The following is a 14,972-nucleotide window of genomic DNA, read 5'->3' on the forward strand; positions in this document are numbered from 1 at the left end:
GGCCGGATGATGTTGGACATCGCATCGGGGGAGGGCGTCCCATGGACGAGATCCGGGCCGTCGTGCCAGGACAGCGGGGTACGGACGGCGAGCAGGACGGGGCACGCGTCCCGCACGTGCCGGGGTTCGCGCGCCGCGCCGCCCCCGGCACCGGGGTCTCCCCCAAGGACCGCGGCAAGCAGCTGCGCGAGCTGATCCCCCGCTCCTCGCACGACCGGCCGGCGCTCGCCGCCGACCGGCCGGACGCCGTCCGCGCCGTCGAGGAGTCGAGCCGCGGCCGGGTCCCCGAGCTCACACCGATACGGGTCGGCAGGATGGCGGCGAGCCCCTTCGCCTTCCTGCGCGGCTCCGCCGGACTGATGGCCCAGGACCTCGTCGGAACCCCAGTCACCGGAATCGCCGCCCAGCTGTGCGGCGACGCGCACGCCGCCAACTTCGGCCTCTACGGTGACGCACGCGGCCGGCTCGTCATGGACCTCAACGACTTCGACGAGACCGTCCTCGGCCCCTGGGAATGGGACCTCAAGCGCCTCGCCACCTCCCTCGTCCTCGCCGGGCGGGAGGTGGGAGCGAGCGAGGAGTTGTGCCGGGCCGCCGCCTTCGACACTGCCGGCGCGTACCGGCGGACCATGCGCCTGCTCGCCCGGCTCCCCGCACTCGACGCCTGGAACGCGATCGCCGACGAGGAACTCGTCTCGCACACCGACGCCCGTGACCTCCTCGGCACCCTGGAACGGGTCTCCGCCAAGGCCCGCAACAACACCAGCGCCCGGTTCGCCGCCCGGTCGACCGAGGCCGTGACCGACGACGAGGGCGGCGGCCGCAGATTCGTGGACGCTCCCCCGGTGCTGCGCAGGGTTCCGGACGCAGAGGCGGCCGCGGTCGCCGACTCCCTCGGCGCGTACCTGGAGACCGTGTCCGAGGACAGACGGCCGCTCCTCGCCCGGTACGCCGTCCACGACGTGGCCTTCCGGGTGGTCGGCACCGGCAGCGTCGGCACCCGCTCCTACGTGGTCCTGCTCCTGGACCACCGGGGTGAGCCGCTGGTGCTCCAGGTGAAGGAGGCCCGCCCGTCGGCCCTGCTCCCCTACCTGCCCGCCGCCGGCTTCACCGTGCCGGACGCCGGCCACGAGGGGCGGCGCGTGGTGCTCGGGCAGAAGCGGATGCAGGTCGTCAGCGACATACTGCTGGGCTGGACCACGGTCGAGGGGCGCCCCTTCCAGGTACGGCAGTTCCGCAACCGCAAGGGCAGCGTCGACCCCGCCGCCCTCACCGTGGACCAGCTCGACGACTACGGGCGCATGACCGGCGCCCTGCTCGCCCGCGCGCACGCCCACAGCGCCGACCCGCGCCTGATATCCGGCTACTGCGGCAAGAACGAGGAGCTCGACGAGGCCGTGGCGTCCTTCGCCGTCACGTACGCGGACCGCACCACGGCCGACCACGCCGATCTGCTCTCCGCCGTCCGCACGGGGCGCATCGCGGCGGAACTGGGCGTCTGAAGGCCGGCGGTCGGTGCTCGGCGGCCGGCGGGTCCGCGGTCGGCGGCTGACCTTGTCTTGAGGGCTGAGGGCTGAGGGCTGCGGGCTGAGCGCTGAGCGCTGAGGGCTGCGGGTCGCGTCCTGCGACGGTGGGCGGTGAGCTGCTGCGGGCCGGGCGTGGGCGTGGCATGGGCGTGGGCGTGGGAACGCCGAACGGGGGAGGGGAGGGAGGGGGAGGGAGGGGGGAGGCCCCCCGAGAGGACCGTAGGCTGGTGGGGACGAGGCGGAACGAGGACTTGGGCGGCGTGGACGTGAGCGTGGACCAGGGTGTGAACGAGGGGCCCGGGGACGAGCGGCCCGAGGCCGAGCAGTCCGGGACCGAGCAGTCCGGGACCCAGGCCGAGCGGGCTGGGACTGGGGACGAGCGGCCCGAGGCTCGGTTGGAGCGGGCTGTGCGGGTGGCCGAGCAGGCGCTGATCGAGTTCGAGATCGCCGTCGAGACCTTCCGGGTCGAGGTGGAGAACTTCTCGCGTCTGCACCACCAGAAGCTGGGCCCGATGTACGCGCGGCTCGACGAGCTCGACGCGCGGATCGCCGAGGCGCGGGCGGCGCGGACCGGGGACCCCGAGGATCTGCGGCGGGCCCAGGAGGCGCGGGCGGCCGTGCTGCCGATGCCCGGTGTGGACGAGCTGTTCCACGAGTGGATCGACGCCGACGGGCTCTCCCCCGAGGCCGCCGCGATGCTCACCGACCGGCCGGTGCAGCCGCCGAAGCGGGTCCGTCCCGCCGAGGAGGCCCGCAGGCTCTACCGCGAGCTGGTCCGCAAGGCGCACCCCGATCTGGCGCGCGAGGAGGACGAGCGGAAGCGGCGCGAGGAGTTCCTCACGCGGGTGAACGCCGCCTACGCCCGTGGCGACGAGGCGCTGCTGCGTGAGCTCTCCGCGGAGTGGGAGGCCGGTCCCGTGCCGGCCGAGGAGCGGCTCAGCGAGAGCGAGGAGCTGTACGCGCGTCTGGAGTGGCTGGCCGAGCGCAAGGACATGCTGTCGGCGCTGGCCCGGGAGCTGGAGGAGAGCGCGATCGGCGCGATGCTGCGGATGGCGCCCGACGACCCGGACCGGCTCCTGGAGGAGATCGCCGAGCAGCTGCTCGGTCAGGTCTCCGATCGGGAGACCGAGCTGGCGGAGCTGGTGCAGTAGGTTTTCCGTGCGCCCGAGTGCTTCGGGCGGTACTGACGAGAGAAGGCCTGTCCCATGAATTTCTCCCCGCTGCCCTCGGTGGACGCGGCTGCCGTGCCGGCCGATGCCCTGGTGCTGGACGTCAGGGAGGACGACGAGTGGCAGGCCGGTCATGTCGAGGGTGCGCTGCACGTGCCGATGAGCGGTTTCGTGGCGCGCTTCGGTGAGGTGACGGAGGCCGTGGCCGAGCGCGGTCGCGCCTATGTGATGTGCCGGGTGGGTGGCCGTTCGGCGCAGGTCACGCAGTATCTGGTGCAGCAGGGCTTCGACGCGGTGAACATCGACGGCGGGATGCTGGCCTGGGACGGTGCCGGGCGTCCGATGGTGGCGGAGGGCGGGAGCCCGGCCTTCGTCCTCTGACGTCGCCGCGGGGCGTCAGCCGAGGGGGTGGGCGGCCAGCAGGTCGCCGAGGGCCTCCTCGTGGGCCGCGGCGGGGCCGAGCGACAGTTCGAGGTGCTTGGCCCAGGCGTGGTAGCGGTGCAGCGGGTAGTCGGTGTCGGCGCCGAAGCCGCCGTGCAGGTGCTGGGCGGTCTGCACCACGCGGCGGACCCCTTCGGAGGCCCAGATCTTGGCGACGGCGATGTCTCCCGCCACGGGCAGTGCCGCGTCGGAGTCGGCGGTGAGGCGCCAGGCGGCCTGCCAGAGGGTGGCCTCCATGGCGCGCAGGTCGATGTAGCGGTCGGCGGCCTGGACGGCGACGGCCTGGAACGTGGCCACGGGGTGGCCGAACTGTTCGCGTTTCCCGGTGTACTGGCTCGTCATGGTGAGGACGGTCTCGCCGAGGCCGAGGGCGAGCGCGCAGGTTCCGGTGGTGAGGATGTCCCGCAGGTGGGCCCAGACGCCGTCGGCGTCGATGACGTCCGCTTCGTCGAGTCGTACGGCGTCGAGGTTCAGTTCGGCGAGGAGTTCGCCGCTGGTGGAGTACTGGGCGGTGAGGTCGAGGCCGTCCTGGGTGCGGGGCAGCAGCGCGAGGACGGCGCGGCCCTCGGCGGTGCGGGCGGGGACGGCGATGACGTCGGCGGAGTGGGCCCAGGGTACGGCGGTCTGGGTTCCGTCGAGGATCCAGTCGGTGCCGTCGCGGTGCGCGGTGACGGCCCGGTCGGCGGGTTCGTGGCCGGTGCGTCCGTGGGCGGCGGCGGTGAGGACGAGTTCGCCGCGGGCGACGCGGGGGAGGAGCGCCGCGGCGGTACGGGGGTGGGCGTGACGCTCGACGGTGAGGGCGACGGCGCTGGTCTCCAGGAGCGGGACGCGGGCGAGGACGCGGGCGGACTCGCGCAGGACGAGGCAGAGGGCGACGGGGTCGAGTCCTGCGCCGCCGTGCTCGGGGGACAGGGTGAGGCCGAGGAGGTCGGCGGCGGCGAGGCGGGCCCAGAGCGGGCGGTCGAGGTCCTCGGCTACGGCGCCCGGGGTGAGGGCGGGGCTGGGGACCGCGTCGGGCGTGACGTCCGAGAAGACTGCCTTGGCCGCTTCGACGGCCGCCTGCTGTTCTTCGGTGAAGGTGAAGTCCACGGTGCTGCCTTCCCGTTGCCGACCCTGTGTCTCTGACGGTTCGTCAAGATAGAACAGGTTCTAGGGGAAGGGAATGGCGGCGCCGCCCGTACTTGGGCGGCGCCGACGCCGGGCCGGGCCCGAACTCGTCGGTTCCCGGGGCCCGTCGGCGTTCGGACCGTCAGCGGTCGAAGTCCAGCTCCACGTCCGGGGTGGCGGGATGGGACTGGCAGGCCAGGACGTATCCGGCTTCCGTCTCCTCCGGCTCCAGGGCGAAGTTGCGGTCCATCCGCACCTCTCCGCCGACGAGGAACGCGCGGCAGGTGCCGCACACCCCGCCCTTGCAGGCGTACGGGGCGTCCGCCCGGGCGCGGAGCACGGTGTCGAGCAGCGTCTCGCCCCGCTCCACCGGCCAGGTCCCGGACCGGCCGTGGAGGGTGGCCGTCAGGGTGGCGTGCGCCGGGGCGTCGGCCGCGGGGGCCGGGGCGGGTGCGGAGCCGTCGTCGACGTGGAAGATCTCCTGGTGGATCCGGCCGCGGTCGACTCCCAGGCCGCGCAGGGCCTGCTCGGCACCCTGGACCAGGCCGAAGGGGCCGCAGAGGAGCCAGCCGTCGATCGTGTCGACCGGCAGCAGCGCGGGCAGCAGTCCGGCGAGCCGCTCGCGGTCGAGGCGGCCGGACGGCAGCCCGGCCTGCTGCTCCTCGCGGGACAGCACCGTGACCAGCTGGAAGCGGTCGGGGTAGCGGTCCTTGAGGTCGGCGACCTCGTCGAGGAACATCGTGGACGAGGCGGTGCGGTCGCTGCGGATGAGGCAGAACCTGGCCTCCGGCTCGCGGGCGAGCAGGGTGGCCGCCATCGAGAGGACCGGGGTGATCCCGCTGCCGCCGACGACGGCGGCGAAGTGGCCGGGGCGCGGGGCGAGCGTGAAGCGGCCCATGGGTTCCATGACCTCGACGAGGTCGCCGACGGCCAGCTCCTTGAGCGCGTACGTGGAGAACGAGCCGCCGTCGACGAGCCGGATGCCGACGCGCAGGACGGGGGGCTCGCCGGCCGGGGAGGCGGGGGCGCAGATCGAGTAGGTGCGCCGGATCTCCTCGCCCTGCTCGTCCGTGCGGCGCAGGGCGAGGTGCTGGCCGGGGAGGTGGCGGTACGCCTCGTGGAGCTCGGGCGGGACCGCGAAGGTGACGGCCACGGAGTCGTCCGTGAGGCGGTCGACCTCGCTCACCCGGAGCGGATGGAATCCGGCCCTTCCGGAGGCTGAGGACACCATCTACAACTCCTTGAAGTGGTCGAACGGTTCGCGGCAGGCGGTGCAGCGGCGCAGTGCCTTGCACGCGGTGGAGGAGAAGCGGCTCAGGAGCTCGGTGTCGGTGGATCCGCAGTGGGGGCAGCGGATCGCCAGGGTGAGTGCCACGGGTCCGCCGGCGGGTCCCTGGGGGCGGGGCGGGGCGATGCCGAACTCGGTGAGCTTGCGACGCCCTTCCTCGCTGATGTCGTCGGTGGACCAGGCCGGGGCGAGGACGGTGACGACGGTGACGTCCGGTACGCCGTGCTCGTGGAGGGCCTGCTCGATGTCGGAGGACATGGCCTCGATGGCGGGGCAGCCCGTGTAGGTGGGGGTGAGGGAGACCTCGACCCGGCCGGGGCCGAGGACCTGCACGCCCCGCATGACGCCGAGTTCCTCCAGGGTGAGGACGGGCAGCTCGGGATCGAGGACGGAGCCGGCGACGCGGCTCAGTTCCTCTTCGAGGGCCGTCATGGTCACCATGTCGCCCCCGGGTGGCTGCGGTGCAGGTGCTGCATCTCGGCGAGCATCCGTCCGAAGGGCTCGGTGTGCAGGCCCTGGCGGCCGGCGCCGGCGCTCCAGGCGCCGGTGCGGGGGCCGGAGGGCACGGTGAGCGTGGCCCGGCCGAGGACGCCGGTGACCGAGTCGAGCCAGGCGGTGTCCAGGGCGGGGAGGTCGAGGTCGAGGCCGTCGACGGGCTGGAACAGTTCGCCGGTGTACCGCCAGAGGGCGTCGCAGGCGCGCTGCATCCGCTGGTGGCTCTCGGGGGTGCCGTCGCCGAGGCGCAGGGTCCAGTGCTCGGCGTGGTCCTGGTGGTAGGCGACCTCCTTGACGGCCTTGGCCGCGAGGCCGGCGAAGGGGCCGTCGCCGGAGGCCAGCTGCCCGTACAGGAGGCGCTGGTAGGTGGAGAAGTAGAGCTGCCGGGCGATGGTGTGCGCGAAGTCGCCGTTGGGCTGCTCGACCAGCTGGCTGTTCCGGAAGGAGCGCTCCTCGCGGAGGTAGGCCAGTTCGTCCTCGTCGCCCACGAGGGAGAGCAGGACGCGGGCCTGGCCGAGGAGGTCGAGGGCGATGTTGGCCAGGGCGACCTCCTCCTCCAGGACGGGGGCGGAGCCGGCCCACTCCCCCAGGCGGTGGGAGAGGACGAGGGCGTCGTCGCCGAGGGCGAGCGCCGCGGCGGCGGTGCGGGTGTCGGTGGTGCCGGTCACAGGTGCTTCACCCCCTCCGGGATCTCGTAGAAGGTGGGGTGGCGGTAGGGCTTGTCCGCGGCCGGTTCGAAGAAGGGGTCCTTCTCGTCGGGCGAGGAGGCGGTGATGGCCGTCGAGGGGACGACCCAGATCGACACGCCTTCGGACCGGCGGGTGTACAGGTCGCGGGCGTTGCGCAGGGCCATCTCCGCGTCGGGTGCGTGGAGACTGCCCGCGTGGGTGTGGGACAGTCCGCGGCGGGAGCGCACGAACACCTCCCACAGCGGCCAACCGTCGGTCGTCATGCCTGTGCCTCCCCGTGCTTTCCGGTGTGCTTCTCGGCGTAGGCCGCCGCCGCTTCTCTGACCCAGGCGCCGTCTTCGTGGGCCTCGCGCCGCCTGCTCAGGCGCTGGTCGTTGCAGGGGCCGTTCCCCTTGAGGACGTCCCAGAACTCGGCCCAGTCGATGGGGCCGAAGTCGTAGTGCCCGCGCTCCTCGTTCCACCGGATGTCGGGGTCGGGGAGGGTGAGGCCGAGGGCCTCGGCCTGGGGCACGGCGATGTCGACGAAGCGCTGGCGCAGTTCGTCGTTGGAGTGGCGCTTGATCTTCCAGGCCATCGCCTGGGCGGTGTGCGTCGACTCGTCGTCCGGCGGGCCGAACATCATGAGCGAGGGCCACCACCAGCGGTCCACCGCGTCCTGTGCCATGGCGTGCTGGGCGTCGGTGCCGCGGGAGAGGGCGAGCAGGGCCTCGTACCCCTGGCGCTGGTGGAAGGACTCCTCCTTGCAGACCCGGACCATCGCGCGGGCGTACGGGCCGTAGGAGCAGCGGCAGAGGGGGACCTGGTTGGTGATGGCCGCGCCGTCGACCAGCCAGCCGATCGCGCCGACGTCGGCCCAGGTCAGCGTGGGGTAGTTGAAGATCGAGGAGTACTTCTGGCGGCCGGAGTGGAGCTTGTCGAGCAGCTCGTCGCGGCTGGTGCCGAGGGTCTCCGCCGCGCTGTACAGGTACAGGCCGTGGCCGGCCTCGTCCTGCACCTTGGCCATGAGGATGGCCTTGCGCCGCAGGGAGGGGGCCCGGGTGATCCAGTTCGCCTCCGGCTGCATGCCGATGATCTCGGAGTGGGCGTGCTGCGCGATCTGCCGGACGAGGGAGGCGCGGTAGGCCTCGGGCATCCAGTCGCGCGGCTCGATCCGCTCGTCGGCGGCGACGGCGGCGTCGAACACGGCCTCGAAGGCGGCCTGCTCGGCCGCCGCGGCCGTGTCCGACACGCCGGGCGTGCCCGTGGTCCCTGCCGTCTCTGCCGTCACTGCGGTCATCAGACCCCCTACCGACCGATCGTTCGGTTGAATGACTTCAATGGTGGGTCGGCGGCCCGTATGGTGTCAACCCTGTGGATAACCGAGGTGGGCCGATGGGGATCGGGGCGGGATGGACGCGTACGTCGAAAAGGACGCGGTCGAGGTGAGCGACAAGGGGCGGAGACCCCCCGAGGACCCGCAGGCGGCCCCGCCGGAAGACCCGCAGGCAGCCCCTCCCGAGGACCCGCCGACCGCTCCCCACGAGGGCCCGTCGACCGCTCCCCACGAGGCCCCGGGAGCACCCGCCCAGGGGGCAGGTGCCGGGATCATGGCCCTCTCGCTGCCGTACCAGGTCGTCGTCGCGGTGGCGCTCGCCGTCGCCGCGGTGTTCGCCTGCGTCCACCTGGCGATGGTGTTCCTGCACGTGGCCCCGTCCAACACGCTGACCAAGCGGCACGGCGAGGCGGTCGGCGACTGGATCTACCCCGAGTTCGAGCAGAACTGGAAGCTCTTCGCGCCCAATCCGCTCCAGACGAACATCTCCGTCGAGGTCCGCGCCGAGACCGTCACCGCCGACGGCTCCAGCCGCACCACCGGCTGGATCGACCTCACCGCCCAGGACATCGAGGCGATCCGGTACAACCCCCTGCCCAGCCACACGCAGCAGAACCAGCTCCGCAGGGCCGTGGACTACTACGTCAACACGCACCCCGAGGGCCAGCGGGCCACCGGGCTGCGCGCCACCCTCGCGGAGCAGTACATGCGCCGGCTCGCGGTGCTCAGGCTCGACGCCCTCGAAGGCCCCGACGGACGGGCCCTCGGCCCCGAGACGCGGCGCATCCAGCTCCGCACCGTCTCCCGGCCCGTCCCCGCCGCCCGCTGGAGCACCGAGAAGAACCGGACCACCCCCGGCTACCGCGCCTTCCCGTGGTGGAACGTCACCGAGGCCGACCGGTCCGCCGGCGCCGGCACGAGCCGCACGGAGGCGGGCCGATGAGCATCTCCCCCGCCACGCCCGCGCGTGCCCGCGAGCCCCTCGACCGCCGCCTCGCCCGGGGCGTGCAGACCGTCACGGGCCGCACCCTCGCCCCGTACCAGAGCGCGATCGTACGGATCGGCTTCTCGCTGACCTGGCTGGTCTTCCTGCTGCGCGAGCTGCCGTACCGGCACCAGCTGTACGGCCCCGACTCGCCCTGGTCCTGGGAGATGGCGCGCGCGCTGATCGCCGACAACCGGGCCTTCACGGTTCTCATGTGGTCGGACGGCCGGCTCTGGTTCGAGGTCGTCTACGCGCTCGCGGCGCTCTCCGCCGTACTGCTCCTGGTGGGCTGGCGGACCCGGGCCGTGTCCGTGGTCTTCATGGTCGGCGTGCTCTCGCTGCAGAACCGGTCCGTCTTCGTCGGCGACGGCGGCGACAACGTCCTCCACCTCGCGGCGATCTACCTCGTGTTCACCCGCTGCGGCCGGGTCTGGTCGCTCGACGCCCGGAGGGCGGCCCGCGAGGCCCGTGCGGCCGGCGCCGGGGAGCCGCCGCGCCGCGATGTCGTCGGACCGCTGCTGTGGGTCGTGCTCGGGGGCTTCCTGCTCGCCGCGACCTGGTTCAGCGACGTCTCCGGCGAGTGGTGGATGCCGGTGCTGCTGTGGGTGCTGTGGCTCGGGAACGGCCTGTGGTGGCTGGTGTGCCGCCTCGCGCCCGGGGAGCCCCGCACCCTGCTCGACGCGCTCGCCAACCTCGCCCACAACGGCGTCCTGCTCGTGCTCATGGTCGAGGTCTGCCTGATCTACTCCACGGCCGGCTGGTACAAGATCCAGGGCTCGCGCTGGCAGGACGGCACGGCGCTGTTCTACCCGCTCCACCTGGACTACTTCTCGCCCTGGCCGGGCCTCTCCGACCTGCTCGGCGCCAGCGGGATCATGGTGATGCTGCTGACGTACGGCACGGTGATCGTCCAGGTCGCCTTCCCCTTCACGCTCTTCAACCGCAAGGTCAAGAACGTCCTGCTGGTCGTGATGATGCTGGAGCACGCCGGGATCGCGGTGCTCCTCGGACTGCCGGTCTTCTCGATGGCGATGATCTCCGCCGACGCGGTGTTCCTGCCGACGGCGTTCCTGGTGGCGCTGGGAGCCCAGGTGGTCCGGGGCAGGGACCGGCTGCTCCGGCGGACTCCGGCGGGAGCGCTGCCCGAGCAGCGCCGTACGGGTGAGGAGCACGGTCCCCGTACCCTCGTCGGGTGAGCACCACGGAAGAACAGCCCGAGCCGGTCCAGTACGACGAGGGGTTCGGCCCCGAGATCGGCGTCGGGCCGCACCCGGAGCCGTGGCCGCGGGACGAGCGGTACGACCCCGAGCTGCTGGCCGGCGGCGACCGGCGCAACGTCGTGGACCGCTACCGGTACTGGACGCGCGAGGCGGTCGTCGCGGACCTGGACACCCGGCGCCACGACTTCCACGTGGCGGTGGAGAACTGGGGCCACGACTTCAACATCGGCTCCGTGGTGCGGACCGCCAACGCCTTCCTGGCGAAGGAGGTCCACATCGTGGGCCGGCGCCGCTGGAACCGGCGGGGCGCCATGGTCACCGACCGCTACCAGCACGTCCGGCACCACCCGGACACCGCGTCGCTGACCTCGTGGGCCGCGGCCGAGGGCATCCCCGTCATCGGGATCGACAACCTGCCGGGCGCGGTCCCGCTGGAGCGGACCGTGCTGCCCCGCCGCTGTGTGCTGCTCTTCGGGCAGGAGGGCCCGGGGCTCACCGAGGAGGCCCGCGCCCACGTGGAGATGGTCTGCTCGATCGCCCAGTTCGGCTCGACGCGGTCGATCAACGCGGGTGCGGCGGCCGCGATCGCCATGCACGCATGGGTGCAGCGGTACGCGGAGATCGAGGCGCCGTAACGCCGCCGGACGCCCGGGGCCCGCGTGGAGGCCCCCCGCCGTAACGCCGCCGGACGCCCGGAGCCCGCGTGGAGGCCCCGGAGGGCCCCCACGCGGCACGGTGGATCAGGCCTGGCGGCGGACCTCCACCACGCGGAAGCGGTTGGAGACGAAGGCGCCGTCGCACAGCGCGGCGTTCGCCGCCGGGTTTCCGCCGGAGCCGTGGAAGTCGGAGAACGCGGCCGTCTGGTTCACGTACACCCCGCCCGTGAGGTTCAGCGAGAGCTGGGCCGACTCCTCCAGGCAGACCTCCTCCACCGCGCGCTCGGTGTCCGGCGAGGTCGTGTAGGCGCCGACCGTCATGGCGCCCTTCTCGCGGACCGTGCGGCGCAGCAGCTCCAGGGCGTCGGCGGTGGAGTCCACCGAGACGGCGAAGGAGACCGGGCCGAAGCACTCCGAGAAGTACGCGGCCTGGGCGTCCGGCTTGGAGCCGTCGAGCTTCACGATGACCGGCGTGCGGACCACGGCATCCGGGTACTCCGGGTTGACCACCTCGCGGGAGGCGAGCGCGACCTCGCCGAGTCCGGCGGCGGCCTCGAGGCGCGCCTTCACGTCCGGGTTGACCAGGGCGCCGAGCAGGCCGTTCGCCCGGGCGTCGTCGCCGAGCAGGCCGCCGACCGCCGCCGCGAGGTCGGCGACGACCTCGTCGTACGACCGGGGGCCCTGGTCGGTGGTGATGCCGTCGCGGGGGATCAGCAGGTTCTGCGGGGTGGTGCACATCTGGCCGCTGTACAGGGAGAGCGAGAAGGCCAGGTTGGCCAGCATCCCCTTGTAGTCGTCGGTGGAGTCGACCACGACGGTGTTGACGCCGGCCTTCTCGGTGTAGACCTGGGCCTGCCGGGCGTTGGCCTCCAGCCAGTCGCCGAAGGCGGTGGAACCGGTGTAGTCGATGATCCGGATCTCCGGGCGGACGGCCAGCGTCTTGGCGATGCCCTCGCCGGGCCGCTCGACGGCGAGCGCGACCAGGTTCGGGTCGAAGCCGGACTCGGCGAGCACCTCGCGGGCGACCTTCACGGTCAGCGCGAGCGGCAGGACGGCGCGCGGGTGCGGCTTGACGAGGACCGGGTTTCCGGTGGCGAGGGAGGCGAACAGGCCCGGGTAGCCGTTCCACGTGGGGAAGGTGTTGCACCCGATGACCAGGGCGATGCCGCGGCCGACCGGGGTGAACTCCTTGCTGAGCTCCAGGGGGTCGCGCTTGCCCTGCGGCTTGGACCAGCCGGCCCGGCCGGCGGGCGTGCGGGTCTGCTCCGCATACGCGTAGGCCACGGCCTCCAGGCCGCGGTCCTGGGCGTGCGGGCCGCCGGCCTGGAACGCCATCATGAACGCCTGTCCGCTGGTGTGCATGACGGCGTGCGCGAACTCGTGGGTGCGGGCGGAGATCCGGGCGAGGATCTCCAGGCAGACCAGCGCGCGGGTCTCGGCGCCGGCGTCCCGCCAGGCGCCCATGCCCGCGCGCATCGCGGGGAGCAGCACGTCGAGGTCGGCGTGCGGGTACTCGATGCCGAGGGACGGGCCGTACGGCGAGGTCTCGCCGCCGGTCCAGCCGTCCGTGCCGGGCTGGTCGAGGTCGAAGCGGGTGTCGAGCTGGGACTGGTGGGCGGCGAGACCCGCCGCCGCGTCGAGCGAGCCGTCCGCGCCGTACGCCTTGGGGTGCTCGGGGTACGGCGACCAGTAGGCGCGGCTGCGGATGGTGTCGAGCGCCTGGTCGAGCGTGGACCGGTGCTTCTCGGCCAGACGGTCGGTGGTCAGCTGAGCGGTGGCCATGGATGGACCAACTCCTCGTCGAGCTGGGCAGGGAGACGCGTACGGAGTTAGAGTAACCGAACGATCGGTCGGGGCAAGGGGGTCCGTCGATCCTGTGGAAAACCCATCGGGGAGGATCACTCCTATGAGCGCCAACGTGACCGTCAGGGGGAGCGACGACGTGACCGCCAGTGAGACCGCCGCCGTGGAACAGGACAGCACCGCAGCCGTCGGACGGGACCGGACCGTCGCCGTCGTGGGCACCGGGACCATGGGCCAGGGCATCGCCCAGGTCGCGCTGGTCGCCGGCCACCCCGTGCGCCTCTACGACAGCGCTCCCGGACGGGCCGCCGAGGCCGTCGCGGCCCTCACCTCCCGCCTCGACCGGCTCGTGGAGAAGGGCCGGCTCGACGCCGCCGCACGGGAGGCCGCCGTCGGCCGGCTGCACGCGGCCGAGGACCCCGCCGAGCTCGCGGACGCCGCCCTGGTGATCGAGGCGATCGTCGAGGACCTCTCCGTGAAGCAGCGGCTCTTCGCCGACCTGGAGAAGATCGTCGGCGACGACACCGTCCTCGCCACCAACACCTCCTCGCTCTCCGTCACCGCCATCGCGGGAGGGCTGCGCCTGCCCGGCCGGTTCGTCGGACTGCACTTCTTCAACCCGGCGCCGCTGCTCCCCCTCGTCGAGGTCGTCAGCGGCTTCGCCACCGACCCGGACGTCGCCACGCGCGCGTACGGGACGGTCGAGGGCTGGGGCAAGACGCCGGTGCGCTGCGCGGACACCCCCGGCTTCATCGTGAACCGGGTCGCCCGCCCCTTCTACGCCGAGGCGCTCCGGGTCTTCGAGGAGGGCGCGGCCGATCCCGCCACCATCGACGCGGCCCTGCGCGAGTGCGGCGGCTTCCGCATGGGGCCCTTCGAGCTGACCGACCTCATCGGCCAGGACGTGAACGAGGCCGTCACCCGCTCGGTCTGGGAGTCCTTCCACCAGGACCCGAAGTTCACCCCCTCGCTCGCCCAGCGCCGGCTCGTCGAGTCGGGCCGCCTCGGCCGCAAGTCGGGGCACGGCTGGTTCTCGTACGCGGAGGGCGCCGAGCGTCCCGAGCCGCACACCGCGGAGCCGGCCGAGGCGCCGGAGCGGATCGTCGTACGGGGCGACCTGGGGCCCGCCGAGCCCCTGACCGGGCTCTTCGAGGAGGCCGGGATCAAGGTCCGGCGCAAGGGCGGCCAGGGGTACGTCCAGCTGCCCGGCGGCGCCCGGCTCGGTCTCGCCGACGGCGAGACCGCCTTCGAGTACTGCGGCGAGGAGATCATCTACTTCGACCTCGCCCTGGACTACGCGCGCGCGACGCGGATCGTCCTGTCGACCGGCGAGGACACCTCGGCCGAGTCCCTCGCCGAGGCCGTGGGCCTCTTCCAGGCGCTCGGCAAGACGGTGTCCGTGATCGGCGACGTGCCCGGCATGATCGTCGCCCGTACGGTCGCGATGCTCGCCGACCTCGCCGCCGACGCCGTCGCCCGGGGCGTCGCCACCGCCGAGGACGTGGACACCGCGATGCGGCTCGGGGTCAACTACCCCGTCGGCCCGCTGGAGTGGGCCGCGCAGGTGGGGCACGCGCGCGTGCGGGACCTGCTCGGCGAGCTGCACACGCGCTACCCGACGGGGCGGTACGCGCCCAGCCTGGCCACCGCGCGCCGGGGATACGCCGAGGAAGGGCGGGACTCCTGATGACCACGGCGAAGCGCGACACGTACACCCCCGAGACGCTGCTCTCGGTCGCGGTGCGGGTCTTCAACGAGCGCGGCTACGACGGCACCTCGATGGAGCACCTCTCCAAGGCCGCCGGCATCTCGAAGTCCTCGATCTACCACCACGTCTCCGGCAAGGAGGAGCTGCTGCGGCGGGCGGTCAGCCGCGCGCTCGACGGGCTCTTCGCGATCCTCGAGGAGCCGGGCGCCGGGCGCGGCCGGGCCGTCGAGCGGGTCGAGTACGTCACGCGCCGCACCGTCGAGGTGCTGATCGCGGAGCTGCCGTACGTGACGCTGCTGCTGCGCGTGCGCGGCAACACGGCCACCGAGCGGTGGGCGATGGAGCGGCGCCGCGAGTTCGACCACAAGGTGGCCGATCTGCTGAAGGCCGCCGCCGCCGAGGGCGACCTGCGGGCCGACGTGGACATCCGGCTCGCGACCCGGCTGCTCTTCGGAATGATCAACTCGCTGGTGGAGTGGTACCGCCCGCACCCGGACGCGACGGCGGAGCGGGAGCAGCTCGCCGAGACCGTCGTCCACCTGGCCTTCGACGGGCTGCGGACGGCCCGCTGAG

At 73.1% G+C, this 14,972-nt stretch carries 15 protein-coding genes; 8 read left to right on the forward strand and 7 right to left on the reverse strand.

The window, feature by feature from the left end:
• The first annotated feature begins 41 nt into the window (after positions 1–41).
• From ACFV2S_RS26295 to ACFV2S_RS26305, 3 genes are all read left to right on the forward strand, one after another.
• The gene (locus ACFV2S_RS26295; protein ID WP_385563818.1) at positions 42–1,502 is read left to right on the forward strand and encodes a DUF2252 domain-containing protein; all 1,461 of its coding nucleotides are present in this window, start codon (positions 42–44) and stop codon (positions 1,500–1,502) included.
• A 419-nt stretch (positions 1,503–1,921) separates the two neighbouring features.
• Positions 1,922–2,677, forward strand: coding sequence for a hypothetical protein (locus ACFV2S_RS26300; protein ID WP_383785419.1), 756 nt, complete (start codon positions 1,922–1,924; stop codon positions 2,675–2,677).
• A 54-nt stretch (positions 2,678–2,731) separates the two neighbouring features.
• Positions 2,732–3,076 (forward strand): rhodanese-like domain-containing protein, encoded by a 345-nt coding sequence (locus ACFV2S_RS26305; protein ID WP_385563823.1) that lies wholly within the window; start codon positions 2,732–2,734, stop codon positions 3,074–3,076.
• 15 nt (positions 3,077–3,091) lie between these two features.
• Here the strand turns inward: ACFV2S_RS26305 and ACFV2S_RS26310 are convergent, their stop codons facing one another.
• The 6 genes from ACFV2S_RS26310 to paaA all read right to left on the reverse strand — a co-directional run bounded on the left by ACFV2S_RS26310 (position 3,092) and on the right by paaA (position 7,991).
• Positions 3,092–4,225, reverse strand: coding sequence for an acyl-CoA dehydrogenase family protein (locus ACFV2S_RS26310; RefSeq protein ID WP_385563826.1), 1,134 nt, complete (start codon positions 4,223–4,225; stop codon positions 3,092–3,094).
• 160 nt (positions 4,226–4,385) lie between these two features.
• Positions 4,386–5,474: a 2Fe-2S iron-sulfur cluster-binding protein gene (locus ACFV2S_RS26315; protein ID WP_385563828.1), complete on the reverse strand. Its 1,089-nt coding sequence runs from the start codon at positions 5,472–5,474 to the stop codon at positions 4,386–4,388.
• Positions 5,475–5,972: a 1,2-phenylacetyl-CoA epoxidase subunit PaaD gene (gene paaD, locus ACFV2S_RS26320; protein ID WP_383785432.1), complete on the reverse strand. Its 498-nt coding sequence runs from the start codon at positions 5,970–5,972 to the stop codon at positions 5,475–5,477.
• A complete protein-coding gene (gene paaC / locus ACFV2S_RS26325; protein WP_385563833.1) occupies positions 5,966–6,694 on the reverse strand; it encodes a 1,2-phenylacetyl-CoA epoxidase subunit PaaC in 729 nt (242 codons plus the stop codon). The genes paaD and paaC overlap by 7 nt, the downstream gene beginning before the upstream one ends.
• Complete coding sequence (gene paaB / locus ACFV2S_RS26330) at positions 6,691–6,978, reverse strand: 1,2-phenylacetyl-CoA epoxidase subunit PaaB (protein ID WP_030692422.1); 288 nt, start codon at positions 6,976–6,978, stop codon at positions 6,691–6,693. Before paaB ends, paaC begins: the two co-directional genes overlap by 4 nt.
• The gene (gene paaA / locus ACFV2S_RS26335) at positions 6,975–7,991 is read right to left on the reverse strand and encodes a 1,2-phenylacetyl-CoA epoxidase subunit PaaA (RefSeq protein ID WP_385563836.1); all 1,017 of its coding nucleotides are present in this window, start codon (positions 7,989–7,991) and stop codon (positions 6,975–6,977) included. Before paaA ends, paaB begins: the two co-directional genes overlap by 4 nt.
• A gap of 112 nt (positions 7,992–8,103) precedes the next feature.
• On the opposite strand from paaA, the gene ACFV2S_RS26340 reads away from it, so the two are divergent.
• Genes ACFV2S_RS26340 through ACFV2S_RS26350 form a run of 3 tightly spaced genes read left to right on the forward strand, consistent with a single transcriptional unit; the run spans position 8,104 to position 10,867 of the window.
• The gene (locus tag ACFV2S_RS26340; RefSeq protein WP_385563839.1) at positions 8,104–8,970 is read left to right on the forward strand and encodes a DUF5819 family protein; all 867 of its coding nucleotides are present in this window, start codon (positions 8,104–8,106) and stop codon (positions 8,968–8,970) included.
• Entirely contained in the window at positions 8,967–10,208 is a 1,242-nt protein-coding gene (locus tag ACFV2S_RS26345) for an HTTM domain-containing protein (protein ID WP_385563841.1), read from the forward strand. Before ACFV2S_RS26340 ends, ACFV2S_RS26345 begins: the two co-directional genes overlap by 4 nt.
• On the forward strand, positions 10,205–10,867 hold the full coding sequence (locus ACFV2S_RS26350; RefSeq protein ID WP_267259177.1) for a TrmH family RNA methyltransferase: 663 nt from the start codon (positions 10,205–10,207) through the stop codon (positions 10,865–10,867). The genes ACFV2S_RS26345 and ACFV2S_RS26350 overlap by 4 nt, the downstream gene beginning before the upstream one ends.
• Before the next feature lie 105 nt (positions 10,868–10,972).
• On the opposite strand, the gene paaN is transcribed toward ACFV2S_RS26350, so the two are convergent.
• Entirely contained in the window at positions 10,973–12,670 is a 1,698-nt protein-coding gene (paaN, locus tag ACFV2S_RS26355) for a phenylacetic acid degradation protein PaaN (protein ID WP_385563844.1), read from the reverse strand.
• A gap of 124 nt (positions 12,671–12,794) precedes the next feature.
• On the opposite strand from paaN, the gene ACFV2S_RS26360 reads away from it, so the two are divergent.
• Both ACFV2S_RS26360 and ACFV2S_RS26365 read left to right on the forward strand, forming a co-directional pair.
• Positions 12,795–14,378, forward strand: coding sequence for a 3-hydroxyacyl-CoA dehydrogenase (locus ACFV2S_RS26360; protein WP_385563847.1), 1,584 nt, complete (start codon positions 12,795–12,797; stop codon positions 14,376–14,378).
• Positions 14,378–14,971 carry a TetR/AcrR family transcriptional regulator gene (locus ACFV2S_RS26365; protein ID WP_385563850.1) on the forward strand — a complete coding sequence of 198 codons (594 nt, stop codon included), beginning with the start codon at positions 14,378–14,380 and terminating at the stop codon, positions 14,969–14,971. Before ACFV2S_RS26360 ends, ACFV2S_RS26365 begins: the two co-directional genes overlap by 1 nt.
• Position 14,972: the final 1 nt, after the last annotated feature.

It is taken from the genome of Streptomyces sp. NPDC059695 (assembly GCF_042733785.1).
Classification (GTDB): Bacteria; Actinomycetota; Actinomycetes; order Streptomycetales; family Streptomycetaceae; genus Streptomyces.